Origin of the sequence: Sphingorhabdus sp. SMR4y, assembly GCF_002218195.1 — a bacterium.
GTDB lineage: Bacteria > Pseudomonadota > Alphaproteobacteria > Sphingomonadales > Sphingomonadaceae > Parasphingorhabdus.
Map to the genome: position 1 here is coordinate 3,105,948 of NZ_CP022336.1, position 18,420 is coordinate 3,124,367.

The following is an 18,420-nucleotide window of genomic DNA, read 5'->3' on the forward strand; positions in this document are numbered from 1 at the left end:
CTATAAGCCGCCGCAATCGGACTATTCCGGACGCGGGCTTTGTGATTCCAATTGCCGAGCCATCGCCGGAAAACTACCGAAACTTGGGGTAAGATAGGGTTGAGCGATATATGACTCATTTTGTGAAAGCTTGGATTCTGGCCATCGGCCTGATTCTCACGCCAACAGCATTGTCGGCGCAGGAAGCGTTGCCGGCAGCGCCGTCCGTAGAACCGGCGGCCAGCAGCGAACTGGAAGCGGCGGATGCTCCGGCAGCAGCCGAAGCCACTGCGTCCGGTCTCGATCCGGCTCTATATACCCCGATGAAACCAACGCCGGGCGTTGGCATGCCGGTCAATGGCGGCATTGATTTCCAGGAACAGTTTAGCGAAACCGGCCAGACGGCCCACTGGATCAACAATGCGATCCTGGTCCCGATGATGGTTGGCGTCAGCCTGGTCGTTCTCGGACTGCTGTTCTGGGTCGTCCTGCGTTTTCGTCGCGGTGCCAACCCCGAACCGTCGAAAACGACGCATAATACATTCATCGAAATTATCTGGACGGTTATTCCGGTTCTGATCCTCGTGGTCATCGCCGTTCCGTCGATCAGCCTTCTGGCCCGCCAGTTCGAGCCGGCACCGGAAGAGGCGTTGACCGTGAAAATCACGGGATATCAGTGGTATTGGGGGTATAGCTATCCCGACAATGGTGATTTCGAAATCATCTCCAACATGCTTTCCGAAGAAGAATCGGAAGCGCGCGGCGAGCCGTATCAGCTGGCTGCTGACAACCGGATGGTCATTCCGGTTGGCAAGCCTGTCAAGCTGCTGATTACCGCGGCTGACGTCATTCACAGCTTTGCCATTCCTTCGGCGTGGTTCAAGCTGGATGCGGTTCCTGGCCGGATCAACGAGAAAGTGCTGCAGATTGACCGTGAGGGTGTTTACTATGGCCAGTGTTCCGAACTTTGCGGCGCACGGCACGGCTTCATGCCGATCACGGTGGAAGTGCTCTCGGAAGAGAAATTCAACAACTGGGTTCTCGCCAATGGCGGTACGGTGAAAGGCGCGGCAGCCGAGCCTGCTGCGACCGACGCTGCTGCCGACGAAGCGACCACCGAAATTGCGGCTGCTGATGCAGCTGCTGCGACCAACTGAGGGTTAGAGCAATGACAACAATCACAGCAGATGGCCATATCGACGATCACGCGCATGACGCGGATCACAAGCCGGCCTTTTTCCAGCGCTGGTTCATGTCGACCAACCACAAGGACATCGGCACACTCTATCTGATCTTCGCGATTGTCGCGGGTATCATCGGTGGTGCCATTTCCGGTCTGATGCGTCTCGAACTGGCTGAGCCAGGCATCCAGTATCTGCAGGCCTGGGCGAGCATTTCCAACGGCAGCGAAGCGTCGATGGATCAGGCCTATCACCTGTGGAACGTGCTGATTACCGCGCACGGCCTGATCATGGTCTTCTTCATGGTCATGCCGGCAATGATCGGCGGTTTTGGTAACTGGTTCGTGCCGCTGATGATCGGTGCGCCGGACATGGCCTTTCCGCGGATGAACAATGTCAGCTTCTGGCTGCTGGTTCCCGCGTTCCTGTTGCTCCTCGGCTCCTCTTTCGTGCCGGGTGGTACCGGTAACGGTGCCGGCACCGGCTGGACGGTTTACGCGCCGCTCTCGACGAGCGGTTCGGTTGGCCCGGCGGTAGATATGGCGATTCTATCGCTCCATCTTGCCGGTGCATCCTCGATCCTCGGTGCAATCAACTTCATCACCACCATCTTCAATATGCGCGCGCCGGGCATGACCCTGCACAAAATGCCGCTCTTCGTCTGGTCGGTTCTGGTAACCGCATTCCTGCTGCTTCTCGCGCTTCCTGTGCTTGCCGCAGCGATTACGATGCTGCTTACCGACCGTAATTTCGGCACGACCTTCTATGATGCGGCCGGTGGCGGTGATCCGGTCCTGTACCAGCATCTGTTCTGGTTCTTCGGTCATCCTGAAGTCTATATCATGATCCTGCCCGGTTTCGGCATGATCAGCCATATCGTCGCGACCTTCAGTCGCAAGCCGGTCTTCGGCTATCTCGGCATGGCCTATGCCATGGTTGCCATCGGTGTGGTCGGCTTCGTCGTCTGGGCGCACCACATGTTCACCACCGGCATGTCGGTTAACGTGAAAATGTATTTCACCGCAGCCACCATGGTGATCGCGGTGCCGACCGGCATCAAGATCTTCTCGTGGATCGCGACCATGTGGGGCGGTTCGATGACCTTCAAGACGCCGATGATTTGGGCCCTGGGCTTCATCTTCATGTTCACCGTTGGTGGCGTGACCGGCGTTGTGCTGGCCAATGGCGGTATCGATGACAATCTGCACGACACTTATTATGTGGTGGCGCACTTCCACTATGTGCTGTCGCTGGGTGCGGTCTTCTCGATCTTCGCCGGCTTCTATTACTGGTTCCCGAAAATGTCGGGACGGATGTACAGCGAACTGCTGGGGCAGCTCCACTTCTGGATATTCTTCATCGGCGTGAACATCCTGTTCTTCCCGCAGCATTTCCTCGGACAGCAGGGCATGCCACGGCGCTATGCCGACTATCCGGAGCAGTTTGCTTACTGGAACCAGATCAGCTCGATCGGCTATGCCGTGATGCTGGTCGGCGTGCTGATCTTCTTCGTGAACATCGGATGGTCGTTGCTGGCTGGCCGCAAGGCGGAAGGCAATTACTGGGGCGAAGGCGCAACGACGCTGGAATGGACCCTGACCAGCCCGCCGCCGTTCCACCAGTTCGAAACGCTGCCTCAGATCAAGTGATCTGAGAATCAACCGGTAGCTTGGAAAGCAAAATGACCACTGCGTCGCAAACCATACAAGGCCTGGCCAGCGCGAAGGATCTCTTCGCGCTGACCAAGCCGCGCGTGATGTCGCTGGTCATTTTCACTGCTCTTTGTGGTTTGCTGGCAGCGCCGGGTACGATTCACCCGGTCATCGGCTTCACTGCAATACTCGCGATCAGCCTTGGCGCAGGGGCTTCGGCCGCGCTCAACCAATGGTATGAAGCCGATATCGATGCAGTGATGAAGCGGACGCAGGGCCGGCCACTGCCTGCCGGGCGGATGGATCGCGAAACCGCGCTGCATTTCGGCATTGGCCTTTCGGTCTTCTCGGTTTTGCTGATGGGCGTCGCGGTCAACTGGTTCAGTGCGATCTTTCTCGCCTTCTCGATTTTCTTCTATGCCGTCGTCTATACCATCTGGCTGAAGCGCAGCACTGCGCAGAATATCGTGATCGGCGGTGCCGCCGGGGCGTTTCCGCCAGCAATCGGCTGGGCGGCTGTGACCGGTGATGTGACGTTGATGCCGATATTGCTGTTCGCCATCATCTTTTTCTGGACACCGCCGCATTTCTGGGCGCTCGCGTTGTTTGTGAACAGCGATTATTCCAAGGCGGGCATTCCGATGATGCCGGTGGTTGCCGGCCGGCAGTCGACCCGCACGCAGATTTTCGGTTACAGCCTGATCCTGGCAGCGGTAGCCATCGCGCCTTTCGCTCTTGGTCTGGCCGGGCCGGTCTACGGCGGCGCATCGATCGTGCTCAGCACAATATTCTGTGTGTTCTCCTGGCAGGTTGGGCGCAGCAAAACCACCGAACCGGAAGACATGGCGGCGGAAAAGCGCCTGTTCAAATTCTCGATCCTGTATCTCTTCGCGCTGTTCGCAGCGGTTGTCGCGGACCGGATGATATTCGCATGAGCAAGCCGGATGGAGATAGAGCGCCGATGAGCCCGGAAGAGCAGAAAGCCTATCAGGCGCGCCAGAAGCATCGGGCGATCATATTGGCCGGTCTGCTCGGCTTCATGGTCGTGCTGTTCTACTTTATCACCATCGTCAAAATCGGGACGGCCTCCTGATGACAACTGCCCAGGCCACTCTCTCGAACAAGAACCGGCGCAGCGGCATGATGGCTGCGCTCATGGGACTGGGCATGCTCGGACTGGGCTTTGCCGCAGTGCCTTTATATGACGTGTTCTGCCGGGTCACCGGCTATGGCGGAACGACGCAGCGAGTCGATGCCGCGCAGGCAGCCACGGTGCAGACCAGCAGTCAGGTGATGTCGATCCGTTTCGATTCCAACGTCAATTCGGCGTTGCCCTGGTCGTTCAAGCCGGAGCAGGCGGTCGATCATGTTACCGTCGGCGCTCGCGACATGGCGATCTTCATTGCGACCAATAACGGCGACGAGCCGGTTGTCGGCACGGCGACATTCAACGTGACGCCGCTGCTGGCCGGTCAATATTTCAACAAGGTCCAGTGTTTCTGCTTCAGCGAGCAGGTCCTGAAGCCGGGAGAAACGGTGCGGATGCCGGTTCTCTATTATGTTGATCCGGCGATCATGGATGATCCGGAAACCAAGGACATCAAGGAAATTACACTTAGCTACACCTTTTACCGTTCAACCGACCAGCAGGCGCTGGACGCCGGTGCGGGCGACAGCTAAGAAACATTCGAGAGTAAGGTTAGGGAAAAATTATGGCCGGTGCCAAAAATCATGATTATCACATTCTGCCGCCAGACATCTGGCCGCTAGTCGGTTCGTTTTCTGCCTTTGTCATGGCCATTGGCGGCATTCGCTGGATGCACAGCGATATCTATGCATTCGGCCCGCTGCTCTTCGCGATCGGCACATCGGCTGTCGCGCTGACTTTCTATGCATGGTGGTCCAACGTGATCAAGGAAGCCCACGCCGGCGACCATACGCCGGTGGTGCAGTTGCATCTGCGTTACGGCATGATCCTGTTCATCGCGTCGGAAGTCATGTTCTTCGTCGGCTGGTTCTGGGCCTGGTTCGATTTCTCGCTGTTCCCTCAGCCGATCGAACTGGTTGATGGCATTACCACCAACTATATCGGCCAGGAGGGTGCTGCGGCGCTGCTGCAATGGCCGCCCAAGGGCATTGAGGTTCTCAATGCTTTCGAACTGCCGCTGCTCAACACGATGATCCTGTTGTGCTCCGGCACCACGATCACCTGGGCGCACCACTCGCTGCTGCATGGCGACCGCAAGAGCATGATCACCGGCCTGTGGCTGACGATCATTCTGGGTGTTTTGTTCTCTTTCATCCAGGCCTATGAATATAGCGTAGCGCCATTCCCGTTCGCCGGAATCAATTACAGCTCGGCTTTCTACATGGCGACCGGTTTCCACGGCTTCCACGTTCTGGTCGGTACGATCTTCCTGATCGTCTGTCTGGCCCGGGCCTATAAGGGCCACTTCACCCCGAAACAGCATTTCGGTTTTGAAGCGGCTGCCTGGTACTGGCATTTTGTCGATGTGGTCTGGTTGTTCCTGTTCGTCGTCGTCTATGTCTGGGGCGGCTGGGGCGCACCGGTCCACTAGGCCAGCGCGTTGACCGATACCGAAAATGAAAAAGGGCAGCCGGATGTTCTTCCTGCTGCCCTTTTTGGTCTCTGCCCCCGTTGCGGGCAAAAGACGCTGTTCGCCAATCTGACGAGATTCTCGGACAATTGCCGGGCCTGCGGACTCGACTATAGCGTGTATAATGTCGGGGACGGTCCGGCGGCCTTTCTGACATTGATTGTCGGAGCCGTGATCCTGGGACTGGCACTTGCAATCGAGGCGAATTTCCATCCGTCGATCTGGGTGCATATCATGCTCTGGGTTCCGCTTACCGTCGCCGCGGTGGTTGGTTCTCTGCGCGTGTCCAAGGCATTGTTGCTGATTCTCGAACATCGTAATCAGGCCCGGGAAGGCAGTATCGACGGTGGCGAGGCCCCATGACCAGGCGCTTGCCGATCCTCGGGACGATCCTGGTCCTCGCCGCTGTGGCGATCATGACCGGGCTTGGCATCTGGCAGCTGCAGCGGGCCGAATGGAAGAACAGTCTGCTGGCTACCTACGCGGCTGCATCGGATTTGCCCGCTATTGCCTATCCGGCCGTACCCGACGAGGATGACGCGCCCTATTTCCGGAAATCGAGCGTCAACTGTCTGGAAGTCATCGGCTGGCGCTCTACCAGTGGCCGCAACGCCAGCGGCCAGTCGGGATGGGCCCATATTGCCCAGTGCCGCACCGCCGGGGCGGAAGGCCCGGGCGCGCAAGTCGTTGCCGGCTGGTCGACCCGGCCGGACAATCCGCAATGGTCGGGCGGCACGGTTGATGGCATCATTGCCCCGGACAGCCAGTATGTCATCCGTCTTGTGGCCAGCGAACCGGTGGCGGGGCTGCAGAAAAGCCAGCCGCCGGCGCTGGAAGATGTTCCCAATAATCACATGTCCTATGCGGTGCAGTGGTTTCTCTTTGCGGCTATCGCGCTGGTGATTTTCCTGCTGGCGTTACGCGGTCGCAACAAGAGCGTTGCCCAATCCGGCAACTTGTCCTAACCCGCTCGCCATCATGGACTATATCTCTACCAGAGGCGCTGCGTCGCCATTGAATTTCGAACAAGTAACCCTGGCCGGACTGGCTGGCGATGGCGGGCTCTATGTGCCCGAGTCATGGCCTTCGTTCAGCCACGAGGACATATCCGCCATGGCGGGGCTTTCCTATGTCGAGGTTGCCGTCCGGGTGATGCAGCCCTTTGTCGGCGACGCGCTGGACGAAGCGGAATTGCGGGATTTGTGCGAACAGGCCTATGGCCGTTTTTCCCATGCTGCGGTAACGCCGCTGGTTCAGCTTGACGGGCGGCAATGGCTGCTCGAACTGTTCCACGGCCCGACCCTGGCATTCAAGGATGTCGCGCTGCAGATACTCGGCCTGTTTTTCGAAAAATTCCTGGCCCGGCAGGACAAGCATCTGACGGTGGTCGGGGCGACTTCCGGTGACACCGGCTCGGCGGCGATCGACGCACTGGCGGGGCGGGACAAGGTCGATATTTTCATGCTCCATCCCGATGGCCGGATTTCCGATGTCCAGCGGCGGCAGATGACCACGGTACGCGCACCCAATGTCCACAATATCGCTATCGACGGCAGCTTCGATGATGCGCAGGCGATGGTGAAGCGGATGTTTGCGGATCAGGGCGTCACCGACCGATTCTCGATTTCGGCGGTCAATTCGATCAACTGGGCGCGGCTGATGGCGCAGGTCGTCTATTATTTCTATGCGGCCAGCCAACTGGGCGCGCCGTATCGCAAGATCGCCTTTTCGGTGCCGACCGGCAATTTCGGCGATGTCTTCGCCGGCTATGTCGCGGCGCAAATGGGACTGCCGGTCGAGCGGCTGATCGTGGCTACCAATGTCAATGACATCCTGCACCGGGCGCTGAGCGCGGGGGACTATTCCACCGGCACCGTGACGCCGACCGCGGCGCCTTCGATGGACATCCAGATCAGCAGCAATTTCGAGCGGTTGCTGTTCGACCTGGAAGGCCGCGACGGCAGCAAAACCGCGGCGCGTATGGCCGATTTCGAAAACAGCCACAGGATGCAGCTGGAGACCGGCATGCGGGACAAGGCGGCGTCGCTGTTCACCAGCCACCGCGTCGATCCGGATGATATGGCGCTGGCGATGCGCTGGGCGCAGGACAAGGCGGGACAGATTATCGATCCGCATAGCGCCATCGGCCTTTCGGCGGCACAGAATACCGATCTCGATCCGGCGGTTCCGGTGGTTACTCTGGCAACGGCCCACCCGGCAAAATTCCCCGATGCGGTGGAAAGGGCAACCGGTATCCGTCCGGCGCTGCCACGGCGAGTGGGCGACCTTTTCGACCGCGAGGAAAAATATACGAAACTGCCGGGTGACTATGACGCGGTGAAGGAATTTGTCATGTCCAACGCCACGCCCACCGATGGCTGAAACCAGCGCCGCTCCCATATTGATGATCAGCGACCCGCGCAGCGACTATGCGCTGGTTGATTCCGGTCACGGCCGTAAGCTGGAGCGTTACGGCAAATATCATTTCATTCGCCCGGAGCCGCAAGCGATGTGGGCCCCTGCAAGCGACGACTGGCAAGCGGATGGCGAGTTTATTCCCGCATCCGACGACGATGGTGGCGGGCGCTGGCATCTGGGCAAAAATGTTCCGGCCGAAGGCTGGCAGATGGACTGGGAAGAGGTGCGCTTCACCGCCCAGTGCACCCCTTTCCGGCATCTCGCCTATTTTCCCGATATGGACCCGGTCTGGCGCTGGTTCCGGGGCAATTTGCAGGATGTCGAATCGCCGCAGATGATGAATCTCTTCGGCTATACCGGGGTCGGTACGCTGGCGCTCTCGGCAGCCGGCGCCAATCTAGTGCATGTCGATGCATCGAAAAAATCGGTGACCGCTGCACGCGACAATGCGGCGCTGTCCGGCATGACCGATCGTCCGATCCGCTGGATCATCGATGACGCCGCCAAATTTTCCGCCCGGGAAGTCCGGCGCGAACGGCGCTATGATGCGATCCTGATGGATCCGCCAAAATATGGCCGTGGTCCGGATGGTGAAATCTGGCGTCTTGAAGAGCATCTCGCCGGACTGGTCGAGAATTGCGGAAAATTGCTCGATGGCGATAGCCGCTGCCTGTTTCTGACAGTCTATGCTGTACGCATGTCGGCACTCGCGCTCGGATCGCTGCTGAACGAGAAACTGGCCCATCTTGGCGGGACTATCGAGGTCGGAGAGCTGGCCGTCCGGGAAGAAGCCAGGGGCATGCTCCTGCCGACAGCGATTTTTGCGCGCTGGTCGGCCTGACTTGCCATTTACCCGCTAACATGGTCAGATATTCATTATGACAGACACATTGCTTCTGGAGGTCAACGATCTCGATGTCGACGTGCTCACCGGAATCTATTCCGAAGAGACGCATTTGCCGCAGCCGCTGCGTATTTCGATCGCCGCCGAACTGAAGGTACAGGAGCGCTACGAAGCGGACACGCCGCTCGACCATTCGAAAAATTATATGGACCTGAAACATGCCGCCTCGGATGCGCTGCCCGAAGGCGTGCATTTCAAGCTGATCGAGGCGGTGGCCGATCATATCATCGAGACGCTGTTCCTGCAGGACAAGAATATTCTCCGGGTCACGGTGAAGATCGTCAAGCTGCTGATCTCCGAAAAAGGGGAGCAGATCGGCATCACGCTTAGCCGGGGCCGGAAATGACCAGACCGCTGGCGCTCGTCACGGGTGGCGTGAAGCGGGTCGGTGCGGCGATCGCCGCACGACTGTCCGATGCCGGCTATGCGCTGGCTTTGCATGGCAACAGCGATGCTGTCCCCGAAGCCGGGCTGGCCAAAAAGCTTGAAGATACGAATTGTCCATGGTCCGGTTTCCAGCAGGATTTTCTGGATGAGGGGGCCGCCGACAGGCTGATGGACGCTGTTGTCGATCATTTTGGCCGGACGCCGGACCTGATCGTGAACAGCGCTTCGATCTTCGGTCAGGATGATGTTGCCGCAATCCGGGAACAGGATCTGCAGGAGCATCTGCGGGTCAACAGCATGGTACCGGTGCTGCTGGCCACGGCTCTTCACCGGCGCCGGTCCGGGGATAGCGAACGGGCCTGCGTGATACACATATTGGACCAGCGCATTCGCAACCCCAATCGCGACCAGCTGAGCTATACACTGTCAAAACAGGCTCTGGCCGGTTCGGTCCGTTCGCTGGCTGTGGCCTGTGCTGACAGGCTCCGCGTCAATGGTGTTGCGCCGGGTCTGACGCTGACGGCGGGGGAATATGGCGAGGAGCAGCTTGCCAATATCACTGCAATGATGCCGCTCGACCGCCTTCCCGACCCGGAGGATATTGCCGACGCAGTCCTCTATCTGGCCCACGCCAAAGCGGTTACCGGGCAGATCGTCCACATCGATGGTGGTGCCAGCCTGAAGAGCTTCGAGCGCGACTTCGTCCATCTTGGCAAGGACTGAACAGCCCGATACGCCTCAAAGGACAGGTGTGCAGCGGCCCTGATATGCCCCATCTTGCCTATATCCGAACGCTGGTCGCCCTTGCGATTGGCAGGGATAAATCTGCAATTTTGAAAGGCTTATCATGCGTATTTCCCCCAAAATGATACTGACGACAACGGCCGTTATCGCGCTTGCGGCTTGCTCTACCGAAGCGCCCCAGGCTGCGGTTGATGAAGGAGCCGCCGACGCAATGATGGATTCGGCGACGACCGCCGAAGCCGGAACCATTGTCGATGTTGCGGTAGGCAATGCTGATTTTTCGACACTTGTGACCGCAGTAACGGCGGCTGACCTTGCCACGACGCTGGCCAGCGAGGGGCCATTTACCGTTTTTGCACCGACCAATGATGCCTTCGCCAAGGTTGATGCAGACACGTTGAGCGCCTTGCTTACTCCCGAAATGAAGGCCGATCTGACCGCTTTGCTGACCTATCACGTGGTCGCAGGCGAATTGAAGGCGGCTGATGTCGTCAAGGCAATCACCGATGGCGGCGGCATCGCGACCTTGACCACCGTGCAGGGCGGCGAGCTGAAAGCCATGCTGGACGGCGATTCGGTCATTCTCGAAGATGCTGCCGGCGGCAAGTCGACGGTCATAATGACCGATGTCGAGGCGTCCAACGGGGTTATCCACGCGATCGATACCGTGGTCATGCCGGGATAAATCCATCCCCTGAACTAGGATGGACCGGAAAGGGCTTCACCGACAGGCGGAGCCCTTTTCCATTGGGGTTTTTGTGGGTTTCTTTCTGTTGCAGGCGACGGTAACCCGCGCCTTCGAATTTCATCACCGCTTGCTCGCATGGTGCCGCGAGCGGACTGATTACAAGAAAGGAAATTCATGTTTAACGCCCCCAAAATCATTCTGGCCTCCACTCTCCTGGCATTGGTGCCGGCTTGCTCTTCGGAGCTGAGCGAGGAGGAGCAGGCGATCCTCGACACACGTCTGGCCGACGAACAGAAGCCGACCAATCTGATCGCCGTTCTGCAGGCCAATCCCGAGCTCAGCACCGCGAGCACCTTGCTGGGTCTTTCCGGCGTGGGAGCCGAGCTCGACAGCGATGGATCCTACACCGCTTTTGCAGCGACCAACGAGGTCTATAACACAATGGATTCGGAAAAGCTGAGCGCGTTGATGCAATCGGATAACAAGGATGAACTGGTCAGCATCACGAAATATAGCCTGGTCGATGGCAAGATGACCTCGGCCGACATTGCCAAGGCGATTGCCGATGGCGATGGTACCGCAAGCATCACCACATTGCAGGGCGATGCGATCAAGGCAACCATGGACGGCGACAAGATCATTCTGGAAGATGGCGCCGGCAACATGATCAACGTTACGCAGGCCGATATCGAATCGACCAATGGAGCGCTTCACATCATTGATGGTGCGCTGATGCCCAAATAGGTTCAGATAGGGAACGACAGACAAGGCCTCGCAGCAATGCGGGGCCTTTTTTGTTGAGGCGCTGTCCGCTAGCATGTTCAAAGCAGACAAGGAGCGAAACATGCCGCAATATTGGCTGATGAAATCGGAACCGGACGAATATGGCTGGGATGATCTGGTCGCCGAGGGCGAAGGCACATGGGACGGCGTCAAGAATGCGCAGGCGTCGAACAATATGAAGGCGATGAAGACAGGCGATCAGGTGTTTTTCTATCACTCGCGACAAGGGCTGGATGTGGTCGGCATCATGGAAGTGAGCGAAGAAGCCACAGCTGATGTCTCCACCGACCCGGACCGCTGGGTGGTGGTCAAGGTAAAACCGGTTCGGAAACTGGCCAGATCGGTGCCGCTCAAGGCAATGAAGCAAAATCCCAAGCTGAAAGATCTGGCGATCATCCGGCAGACGCGCTTGTCGGTGGCTCCGGTGACGGCGCAGGAATGGCAGGCGATACTGGAGATGGCGGGTGAGTGAAGACAATCCGGACTGGCCGGAAATTCTCAACGCGGTCGAGCAGGCGGTCGCTCCCGAAATCGGAACCGGCAAGGTCGCTGACTATATTCCGGCGCTGGCCAGTGTCGATCCGCGCAAATTCGGTCTTGCGGTGGCGCTGTCCGATGGACGAATGGAAACGCTTGGCGATTCCGACGAACCCTTTTCCATGCAGAGCATATCCAAGATTTTCACGCTTTCGCTGGCGCTCAAGGCGGTCGGCGACCGGCTGTGGGACCGGGTCGGGCGGGAGCCGTCTGGTTCGCCGTTTAATTCGATCGTCCAGCTGGAAAACGAACAGGGCATACCGCGCAACCCGCTGATCAACGCGGGCGCTATCGTCACCACGGATCATCTGGTCGAACATTATTGCGCCGACAGCGACGGTGCCGAGCCGGCGGTGGTCGAGCTGCTGACGATGTTGCGGCGGCTCGCGCAGGACGACACGATCCAGATCGACAGCGCCGTTGCCCTGTCGGAAGCGGAATCGGGCTCGCGCAACCGTGCGCTGGCACATTTCATGGCGGATTTCGGCAATATGGCCAATCCGGTGGAAAAGGCACTTGCTGCCTATTTTCGCCACTGCGCGGTGGCGGTTACCTGCCGCCAGCTGGCGCGCGCCGCATTGTTCCTGGCCCATGGCGGTCGCGATCCTGTCACCGGCGAGCAGGTCGTGACCCGCCAGCGTTGCCGCCGGATTCTGGCAGTGATGATGTCGAGTGGTCATTATGACAATAGCGGTGATTTTGCCTATCGCATCGGCCTGCCGGGAAAAAGCGGCGTCGGCGGCGGCATATTGGCGGTCGCGCCCGGTCATGGAACGGTAGCGGTCTGGTCGCCCGGCCTGAACCGTGCAGGAACCTCGCGGGTCGGCGGTTTCGCGCTGGAGGAACTGGTGCGGCAGACCGGATGGTCGGTGTTCGCCTGATCCGCCTGATCGCTATCCGGCGCGCCGCCCCTTGAATTCGTGATGTTTTTTGCTCCGGCGGCGGTTTATCCAGAAGAATGTCCGATGATTCGCTATGGAAAGAAATATTCGGCGCGCTCGCGCTCTTGCTCACCTTTGTCGCATTCCTTCCCTATATGGTTTCGATCTGGCGGCGGGAGACACGGCCGCATGTATTCTCCTGGTTTATCTGGGCAGCGGGCACGGTCGTGGTGTGCATCGCGCAACTATCCGATGGTGCCGGTATCGGAGCATGGCCGATCGGGGTGTCGGGGCTGCTGACATTCGGGGTGGCCTTTTTGGCGCTGGCAAGATCATCGGATCGATCGATTGTCCCTTCGGACTGGCTGTTTCTGGTGCTGGCACTGAGCGCGCTGCCGCTGTGGTTCCTGACGTCGACGGCGTTATCGGCGGTCCTTGTTCTCACCATCGTGGACCTGTTGGGCTTCGGGCCATCGGTGAGGAAAGCCAGAGAATTGCCCCATGAAGAGAATATCGCTTTCTTTGCTATTGCGGTCGTTAGAAACGCTTTCATTATCGCGGCGCTGGAAAATTATACGTGGACGACGGTCCTCTTTCCTGCCGCCGTCGGCGCGGCATGTATTCTGTTCGTGGGCTTCGTGTTGCTGCGGCGGCAGATGCTGCCAGTCAGCTAGCCATCGCCTGCTAAGTCCGCAGTCCGCTTACCGTCGCTCCCGCCGCGGTCAAAAATTCCACGTCGGTTTTGAGGTGCAGCAGGCGCAGGCCATCGTGCTTCATCGCATCCGCCAGTGCGGGCGCGAATTCTTCGGTGCTTTCGACCGTAGCGCTCCAGCCGCCATAGGCCTTTGCCAGTGCCGCGAAATCGGGGTTTTTCAGCGATGTTGCCGATAGCCGCGCCGGATATTCGCGCTCCTGGTGCAGGCGGATGGTGCCGAAGCTGCCATTGTCGATCACCAGCACCAGCAGATTTGCGCCATACTGGATCGCGGTGGCGAGTTCCTGGCCGTTCATCATGAAGTCGCCATCTCCTGCAACAACCACGGATATACGGTCGGGAAAGCGCAAGGCGGCTGCCACCGAGGCCGGGACGCCGTATCCCATCGCGCCGCTGGTCGGGGCGAGCTGGCTGGGGAAGGCGCCATATTTCCAGTAGCGGTGCCACCAGCCGGAAAAATTGCCGGCCCCGTTGCAGATGATCGCGTCGGCGGGGAGCTGCTGCTGCATCGCGGCGACGCACAGGCCGAGGTCGAGCTTGGCGGCAGTGGGTTGCGGGCTCGACCAGTCCAGATAATCGTCATGTGCGGCCTTGCCTGCGTCGAAGGTCAGCAGGTCATCCTGCCACAGCGCCGCCTGTTCGGCGAATTCATCCATCTCGGCGCAGATCGGCAGATCGGTGCGATAGACATGGTTGAGCTCGTCGGGATCGGGATGGACATGGACGAGTATCTGGTCGGGATGGTCGGGTGTGATCAGCGTATAGCCATCGGTGGTCGCCTCGCCGAGGCGCGCGCCGACCGCCAGCACGATATCGGCGTCCCTGATCCGCTGGGTCAGCCTGGGATTGGGACCATAGCCGAGATTGCCGGCATAGACCGGACTTGCATTGGGAAAATTATCTTGCCGCCGGAAGGCGACCGCCACCGGCAGGCCGATGCGCTCGGCATATTGGGCGAAGTAATGGGTGGCCTTGGCGCTCCACCCCGCGCCGCCGATAATCGCGATCGGGTCGGTGGCATCGCGCAGCATGTCGGTGAGCGTCATCATCGCGTCGGGGCAGAGCGGCTGGGCCGGGGCGACGACTTTGGGCCGGTCGAGCGTCTCGACCACGTCACGCAGCATATCCTCGGGAAGCGCCAGCACAACGGGTCCGGGACGCCCCGAGCTGGCGGTGTCAAAGGCGCGGGCGATATATTCGGGAATGCGCGCAGCATTGTCGATTCGTGCCGCCCATTTGGCGAGCGGCGTGAACATCGCAGTGAAATCGACTTCCTGAAAGCCTTCGCGGTCGCGGTCATCGCGCGCGACATCGCCGATGAACAGGATCATCGGTGTGCTGTCCTGCATCGCGGTGTGGACGCCGATGCTGGCATTGGTCGCGCCGGGACCGCGGGTGACAAAGGCAATGCCGGGTGCGCCGGTCATCTTGCCGTCGGCTTCGGCCATGAAGGCGGCGCTGCCGTCCTGCCGGGTGGAGACGGTCTCGATCGTGCCGCAATCGTGGAGGGCGTCGAGGACGGAGAGAAAACTCTCGCCCGGGACGGTGAATATCCGGTCAGTGCCCTGGATGACCAGCTGGTCGACCAAAATCTGCGCGCCTGTGCGTTTATTCATATCCTAGCCTCTCACTATCTCACCCGCAGCTTTAGCTGCGCTATTGGTTTATAGGACTCGCACGGAGACACAAAGTCACGAAGTAACGACGTTCTCATATCCGCTTTGTGGCTTCGTGCGAGTCCTTTTGAATGCTGTCGCGGTCATAGACGATGCCGGGTGTTTAGATCCCGAGAGCCCGAGACACGCCAAAGGCCTATGCCTGATGGATGGCTTTGGTGACCATATAGGCTTTCAGCCCGTCGGGCCCGTCTTCCGATCCGTGACCGCTTTCCTTGACCCCGCCGAAGGGCGCGTCGCCCGGGCTGACGGTCAGATTGTTGATCGCGACCATGCCCGCCTCGATCCGGTCACCGACCAGATTGGCAGTGCGCAGATTTTCGGTGAAGGCGTAGGCCGCCAAACCCAGCGGCAGGCGGTTGGCCTGTTCGATGGCTTCGTCGAGCGTGCCGAAGGGGCGCATCACGGCGACCGGGCCGAACGGCTCGTCGTTCATGATATCGGCGTCGAGCGGGACGTGGGAGAGCACGGTGGGATCAAAGAAAAAGCCCTTTTCGCCGCGCCGTTCGCCGCCGAGCCGGACATCCGCGCCCCTGGTTCGCGCGTCCGCGATCATCGCGCCCACGGCGCTTGGCCGGCGCGGGTTGGCGAGCGGACCCATTTCGACCGCGCCAAAGCCGTCGCCGACGCTGACCTTCTGGGCGCGTTCGGTGAAGACTTTCTCGAACCGGTCATAAATGCCCGACTGGACATAGAAGCGGGTTGGCGAGACGCAGACCTGACCGGCGTTGCGGAATTTTCCGGTGACCACCAGATCGAGCGTCTTGTCCAGATCGCAATCGTCGAAGACCAGCACCGGCGCGTGACCGCCCAGTTCCATGGTGGTACGCTTCATGCCCTCGGCGGCGAGTTTCATCAGATGCTTGCCGACCGGGACCGAACCGGTGAAACTGACCTTGCGGATCACATCCGAGGCGATGAGATGGCTGGACACTTCGGCCGGATCGCCAAAGACGACCTGCGCGACGCCCGACGGCAGACCCGCGTCGATCAGACAGCGGACCATCTCGATCGGGCTGGCCGGGGTTTCTTCCGCCGGTTTGAGAATGATCGAGCAGCCCGCGGCAATGGCAGGAGCCAGTTTGCGCACGGGGGTGAAAACCGGGAAATTCCAGGGGCTGAAGGCGGCGACCGGACCGACCGGCTGATATTTGACGAAACTGTTCTGGCCCGCCGGGCGGACCAGCACGCGTCCGTAGCAACGCTTCGCTTCTTCGGCCATGATATCGAAATGGCTGGCGGAGGCGGTGACTTCACCGACCGCCTGGGCCAGCGGCTTGCCCTGCTCGAAAGTCATCAGGCGACCGATTTCCGGCGCCCGCTCGCGCATCAGCTCTGCAGCTTTGTGCAAAATCACGGCGCGCTCGGCCACCGGCGTGTCGCGCCAGAGCGGAAATGCACGGTCGGCAGCGTTCAGGGCGCGGTCGAGATCGGCTGTCGTCGCCTTGGGCAAATCGGCAATGGCCTCGCCGGTCGCCGGATCTACGACCTGATGAACGTCGCGGTCCGCGCCGTCGATCCATTCGCCGTCGATATGAAGTTGCAATTTGCTGGGATAAGCGTTGGACATAGTTGCTCCTGTAACCTTCTGCCTAAGCACTAGACTTGTAGCCGGAATCCCGCAATGACTGTGACAAAATTTGAGAGGATAGATTTATGGAGATAGTCACCGAAGGGCTGCGCTTTCCCGAGGGCCCGATAGCCATGCCGGACGGCAGCGTCATCCTGGTCGAGATCGAGGCGCAACAGCTCACCCGGGTCTTGCCCGATGGCAGCAAGCAGCTGGTCGCCAAGACCGGCGGCGGGCCCAATGGCGCAGCACTGGGCCCGGATGGCAAAATTTATGTCTGCAACAATGGCGGCTTTGAATATAAGGACGAGAACGGCTTCCTGACCCCGGCGGGCATTGCGAAAGATTATGCCGGCGGTAGCATCCAGCGAGTCGACCCGGAGACCGGCGAGGTTGAGACGCTTTATAATGACGGCGACTTCGGCTGCATCCTGCGTGGGCCCAACGATATCCAGTTCGACGCGCATGGCGGCTTCTGGTTCACCGATCATGGTAAGACCGATTATGAAAAGCGTTGCCACGACATCGTGGGGATTTTCTATGCCAAGGCCGACGGCAGCCATCTGGAAGAGGTGATCTTTCCGTCCAACAATCCCAATGGAGTCGGAATCTCGCCGGACGGCAATACGCTCTATGCTGCCGAAACCTTCACCTGCCGGCTGATGAAATTCAATATCACTGCGCCCGGCAAGGTAGCGCCGGACGCCGGCCCCGGCGGTCCGGGTATCCCGCTCTACCGTCCCTCTGGCTATAAATTTTTCGACAGTCTGGCGATGGAGGAATGCGGCAATATCTGTGTCGCCACGATCGGGGAATGCGGCATCAGCGTGATTTCTCCGGAAGGCGAGCTGGTCGAATTTGTCGAGACGCCGGATATTTTTACCACCAATATCTGCTTTGGCGGTGAGGATATGATGGACGCCTGGATATGTCTGTCGGCAACTGGAAAACTGGTCAAAACCCGCTGGAAACGGCCCGGAATGAAATTGGAATATCTGAACAAATGAAATTCACCACCGTAATTTTCGACTTTGGCGGGGTTATCACTTCGTCGCCATTTGAAGCGTTTAACCGGCTGGAGGCCGAAAAGGGCGTGCCGCAGGACAGCGTGCGCCGGATCAACAGCGCCAATCCCGACGACAATGCCTGGGCCCGGTTCGAGCGGGCGGAACTGGATGGTGCCGGCTTTGACGAAGCCTTTGCCGAGGAGGCGAAAGCCCTGGGGCTGGAGTTGCGCGGCGCCGACGTGCTGGCCGTACTGGCTGGTGACGTGCGGCCCAATATGGTGGCTACGCTGGACCGGTTAAAGGCCGAGGGCTTAGCGATTTCCTGCATCACCAACAATGTCCCGGCCGGCAAGGGCGCGGGCATGGCGATGGATGACGAAAAGGCGTCTGCGGTCGCCGAGATCATGGCGCGCTTCGATCATATCATCGAAAGCAGCAAGGCGGGCGTGCGCAAGCCCGATCCGCGAATTTACCAGATGATGTGCGAGGCTCTGAATGTCGATCCGGCGCAGTGCATCTATCTCGATGATCTCGGAATCAACTGCAAACCGGCAGCAGCGCTTGGCATGGCGGCGATCAAGGTCTCGGCCGAGCAACAGGCGCTTGATGATCTCGGTGCGCTGCTGAACATGCGATTGCCCTGATGCCCGGTGCACATAGTGGCAAAGCTGTAATATAAT

21 protein-coding genes are annotated in these 18,420 nt (G+C 59.5%); 19 read left to right on the forward strand and 2 right to left on the reverse strand.

Features of this window, described 5'->3' with window-relative positions:
* Positions 1-110 precede the first annotated feature (110 nt).
* From coxB to SPHFLASMR4Y_RS15090, 17 genes are all read left to right on the forward strand, one after another.
* Positions 111-1,136 carry a cytochrome c oxidase subunit II gene (coxB, locus tag SPHFLASMR4Y_RS15015; protein ID WP_089134268.1) on the forward strand — a complete coding sequence of 342 codons (1,026 nt, stop codon included), beginning with the start codon at positions 111-113 and terminating at the stop codon, positions 1,134-1,136.
* 11 nt (positions 1,137-1,147) lie between these two features.
* On the forward strand, positions 1,148-2,809 hold the full coding sequence (ctaD, locus tag SPHFLASMR4Y_RS15020; RefSeq protein WP_089134269.1) for a cytochrome c oxidase subunit I: 1,662 nt from the start codon (positions 1,148-1,150) through the stop codon (positions 2,807-2,809).
* A 32-nt stretch (positions 2,810-2,841) separates the two neighbouring features.
* Positions 2,842-3,747, forward strand: coding sequence for a heme o synthase (locus SPHFLASMR4Y_RS15025; RefSeq protein WP_089134929.1), 906 nt, complete (start codon positions 2,842-2,844; stop codon positions 3,745-3,747).
* Entirely contained in the window at positions 3,744-3,905 is a 162-nt protein-coding gene (locus tag SPHFLASMR4Y_RS17205) for a hypothetical protein (protein ID WP_186266115.1), read from the forward strand. Before SPHFLASMR4Y_RS15025 ends, SPHFLASMR4Y_RS17205 begins: the two co-directional genes overlap by 4 nt.
* Entirely contained in the window at positions 3,905-4,492 is a 588-nt protein-coding gene (locus tag SPHFLASMR4Y_RS15030) for a cytochrome c oxidase assembly protein (RefSeq protein WP_089134270.1), read from the forward strand. Before SPHFLASMR4Y_RS17205 ends, SPHFLASMR4Y_RS15030 begins: the two co-directional genes overlap by 1 nt.
* 32 nt (positions 4,493-4,524) lie before the next feature.
* Positions 4,525-5,391 (forward strand): cytochrome c oxidase subunit 3, encoded by an 867-nt coding sequence (locus SPHFLASMR4Y_RS15035; protein ID WP_089134271.1) that lies wholly within the window; start codon positions 4,525-4,527, stop codon positions 5,389-5,391.
* A 9-nt stretch (positions 5,392-5,400) separates the two neighbouring features.
* Entirely contained in the window at positions 5,401-5,793 is a 393-nt protein-coding gene (locus SPHFLASMR4Y_RS15040; RefSeq protein WP_089134272.1) for a DUF983 domain-containing protein, read from the forward strand.
* Complete coding sequence (locus SPHFLASMR4Y_RS15045) at positions 5,790-6,395, forward strand: SURF1 family protein (RefSeq protein ID WP_089134273.1); 606 nt, start codon at positions 5,790-5,792, stop codon at positions 6,393-6,395. Before SPHFLASMR4Y_RS15040 ends, SPHFLASMR4Y_RS15045 begins: the two co-directional genes overlap by 4 nt.
* A gap of 13 nt (positions 6,396-6,408) precedes the next feature.
* Positions 6,409-7,812 (forward strand): threonine synthase, encoded by a 1,404-nt coding sequence (gene thrC, locus SPHFLASMR4Y_RS15050; protein WP_089134274.1) that lies wholly within the window; start codon positions 6,409-6,411, stop codon positions 7,810-7,812.
* Positions 7,805-8,689 (forward strand): class I SAM-dependent methyltransferase, encoded by an 885-nt coding sequence (locus tag SPHFLASMR4Y_RS15055; RefSeq protein ID WP_260806996.1) that lies wholly within the window; start codon positions 7,805-7,807, stop codon positions 8,687-8,689. The genes thrC and SPHFLASMR4Y_RS15055 overlap by 8 nt, the downstream gene beginning before the upstream one ends.
* A gap of 37 nt (positions 8,690-8,726) precedes the next feature.
* A complete protein-coding gene (locus SPHFLASMR4Y_RS15060) occupies positions 8,727-9,098 on the forward strand; it encodes a dihydroneopterin aldolase (RefSeq protein WP_089134275.1) in 372 nt (123 codons plus the stop codon).
* The gene (locus SPHFLASMR4Y_RS15065) at positions 9,095-9,862 is read left to right on the forward strand and encodes an SDR family oxidoreductase (RefSeq protein ID WP_089134276.1); all 768 of its coding nucleotides are present in this window, start codon (positions 9,095-9,097) and stop codon (positions 9,860-9,862) included. Before SPHFLASMR4Y_RS15060 ends, SPHFLASMR4Y_RS15065 begins: the two co-directional genes overlap by 4 nt.
* A 124-nt stretch (positions 9,863-9,986) precedes the next feature.
* Positions 9,987-10,568 (forward strand): fasciclin domain-containing protein, encoded by a 582-nt coding sequence (locus SPHFLASMR4Y_RS15070; protein ID WP_089134277.1) that lies wholly within the window; start codon positions 9,987-9,989, stop codon positions 10,566-10,568.
* Between the two features lie 177 nt (positions 10,569-10,745).
* Positions 10,746-11,315: a fasciclin domain-containing protein gene (locus SPHFLASMR4Y_RS15075; protein ID WP_089134278.1), complete on the forward strand. Its 570-nt coding sequence runs from the start codon at positions 10,746-10,748 to the stop codon at positions 11,313-11,315.
* A 73-nt stretch (positions 11,316-11,388) separates the two neighbouring features.
* Complete coding sequence (locus SPHFLASMR4Y_RS15080; protein WP_260806997.1) at positions 11,389-11,826, forward strand: EVE domain-containing protein; 438 nt, start codon at positions 11,389-11,391, stop codon at positions 11,824-11,826.
* A complete protein-coding gene (locus SPHFLASMR4Y_RS15085; RefSeq protein ID WP_260806998.1) occupies positions 11,819-12,772 on the forward strand; it encodes a glutaminase in 954 nt (317 codons plus the stop codon). The genes SPHFLASMR4Y_RS15080 and SPHFLASMR4Y_RS15085 overlap by 8 nt, the downstream gene beginning before the upstream one ends.
* Positions 12,773-12,849: 77 nt before the next feature.
* Positions 12,850-13,446: a hypothetical protein gene (locus SPHFLASMR4Y_RS15090; RefSeq protein WP_089134279.1), complete on the forward strand. Its 597-nt coding sequence runs from the start codon at positions 12,850-12,852 to the stop codon at positions 13,444-13,446.
* A 10-nt stretch (positions 13,447-13,456) separates the two neighbouring features.
* Here the strand turns inward: SPHFLASMR4Y_RS15090 and SPHFLASMR4Y_RS15095 are convergent, their stop codons facing one another.
* A complete protein-coding gene (locus SPHFLASMR4Y_RS15095; RefSeq protein WP_089134280.1) occupies positions 13,457-15,103 on the reverse strand; it encodes a thiamine pyrophosphate-binding protein in 1,647 nt (548 codons plus the stop codon).
* A gap of 196 nt (positions 15,104-15,299) precedes the next feature.
* Positions 15,300-16,733 (reverse strand): NAD-dependent succinate-semialdehyde dehydrogenase, encoded by a 1,434-nt coding sequence (locus tag SPHFLASMR4Y_RS15100; RefSeq protein ID WP_089134281.1) that lies wholly within the window; start codon positions 16,731-16,733, stop codon positions 15,300-15,302.
* Positions 16,734-16,819: 86 nt separating this feature from the next.
* Between SPHFLASMR4Y_RS15100 and SPHFLASMR4Y_RS15105 the strand changes: the two genes are divergently transcribed.
* Positions 16,820-17,740, forward strand: a complete 921-nt coding sequence (locus SPHFLASMR4Y_RS15105) for an SMP-30/gluconolactonase/LRE family protein (protein ID WP_089134282.1) — start codon at positions 16,820-16,822, stop codon at positions 17,738-17,740.
* Entirely contained in the window at positions 17,737-18,384 is a 648-nt protein-coding gene (locus SPHFLASMR4Y_RS15110) for an HAD-IA family hydrolase (RefSeq protein WP_089134283.1), read from the forward strand. Before SPHFLASMR4Y_RS15105 ends, SPHFLASMR4Y_RS15110 begins: the two co-directional genes overlap by 4 nt.
* The last annotated feature ends 36 nt before the right edge of the window (positions 18,385-18,420 follow it).

Bases quoted from the DNA above. Each gene is read 5' to 3' on its own strand.
- SPHFLASMR4Y_RS15105 (WP_089134282.1), top strand. From the start codon at position 16,820: ATGGAGATAGTCACCGAAGGGCTGCGCTTTCCCGAGGGCCCGATAGCC.
- SPHFLASMR4Y_RS17205 (WP_186266115.1), top strand. From the start codon at position 3,744: ATGAGCAAGCCGGATGGAGATAGAGCGCCGATGAGCCCGGAAGAGCAG.
- SPHFLASMR4Y_RS15025 (WP_089134929.1), top strand. From the start codon at position 2,842: ATGACCACTGCGTCGCAAACCATACAAGGCCTGGCCAGCGCGAAGGAT.
- SPHFLASMR4Y_RS15035 (WP_089134271.1), top strand. From the start codon at position 4,525: ATGGCCGGTGCCAAAAATCATGATTATCACATTCTGCCGCCAGACATC.
- SPHFLASMR4Y_RS15065 (WP_089134276.1), top strand. From the start codon at position 9,095: ATGACCAGACCGCTGGCGCTCGTCACGGGTGGCGTGAAGCGGGTCGGT.
- SPHFLASMR4Y_RS15100 (WP_089134281.1), bottom strand. From the start codon at position 16,733: ATGTCCAACGCTTATCCCAGCAAATTGCAACTTCATATCGACGGCGAA.
- SPHFLASMR4Y_RS15080 (WP_260806997.1), top strand. From the start codon at position 11,389: ATGTTCAAAGCAGACAAGGAGCGAAACATGCCGCAATATTGGCTGATG.
- SPHFLASMR4Y_RS15110 (WP_089134283.1), top strand. From the start codon at position 17,737: ATGAAATTCACCACCGTAATTTTCGACTTTGGCGGGGTTATCACTTCG.
- coxB (WP_089134268.1), top strand. From the start codon at position 111: ATGACTCATTTTGTGAAAGCTTGGATTCTGGCCATCGGCCTGATTCTC.
- SPHFLASMR4Y_RS15060 (WP_089134275.1), top strand. From the start codon at position 8,727: ATGACAGACACATTGCTTCTGGAGGTCAACGATCTCGATGTCGACGTG.
- SPHFLASMR4Y_RS15045 (WP_089134273.1), top strand. From the start codon at position 5,790: ATGACCAGGCGCTTGCCGATCCTCGGGACGATCCTGGTCCTCGCCGCT.
- thrC (WP_089134274.1), top strand. From the start codon at position 6,409: ATGGACTATATCTCTACCAGAGGCGCTGCGTCGCCATTGAATTTCGAA.
- SPHFLASMR4Y_RS15075 (WP_089134278.1), top strand. From the start codon at position 10,746: ATGTTTAACGCCCCCAAAATCATTCTGGCCTCCACTCTCCTGGCATTG.
- SPHFLASMR4Y_RS15070 (WP_089134277.1), top strand. From the start codon at position 9,987: ATGCGTATTTCCCCCAAAATGATACTGACGACAACGGCCGTTATCGCG.
- ctaD (WP_089134269.1), top strand. From the start codon at position 1,148: ATGACAACAATCACAGCAGATGGCCATATCGACGATCACGCGCATGAC.
- SPHFLASMR4Y_RS15030 (WP_089134270.1), top strand. From the start codon at position 3,905: ATGACAACTGCCCAGGCCACTCTCTCGAACAAGAACCGGCGCAGCGGC.
- SPHFLASMR4Y_RS15055 (WP_260806996.1), top strand. From the start codon at position 7,805: ATGGCTGAAACCAGCGCCGCTCCCATATTGATGATCAGCGACCCGCGC.
- SPHFLASMR4Y_RS15095 (WP_089134280.1), bottom strand. From the start codon at position 15,103: ATGAATAAACGCACAGGCGCGCAGATTTTGGTCGACCAGCTGGTCATC.
- SPHFLASMR4Y_RS15090 (WP_089134279.1), top strand. From the start codon at position 12,850: ATGTCCGATGATTCGCTATGGAAAGAAATATTCGGCGCGCTCGCGCTC.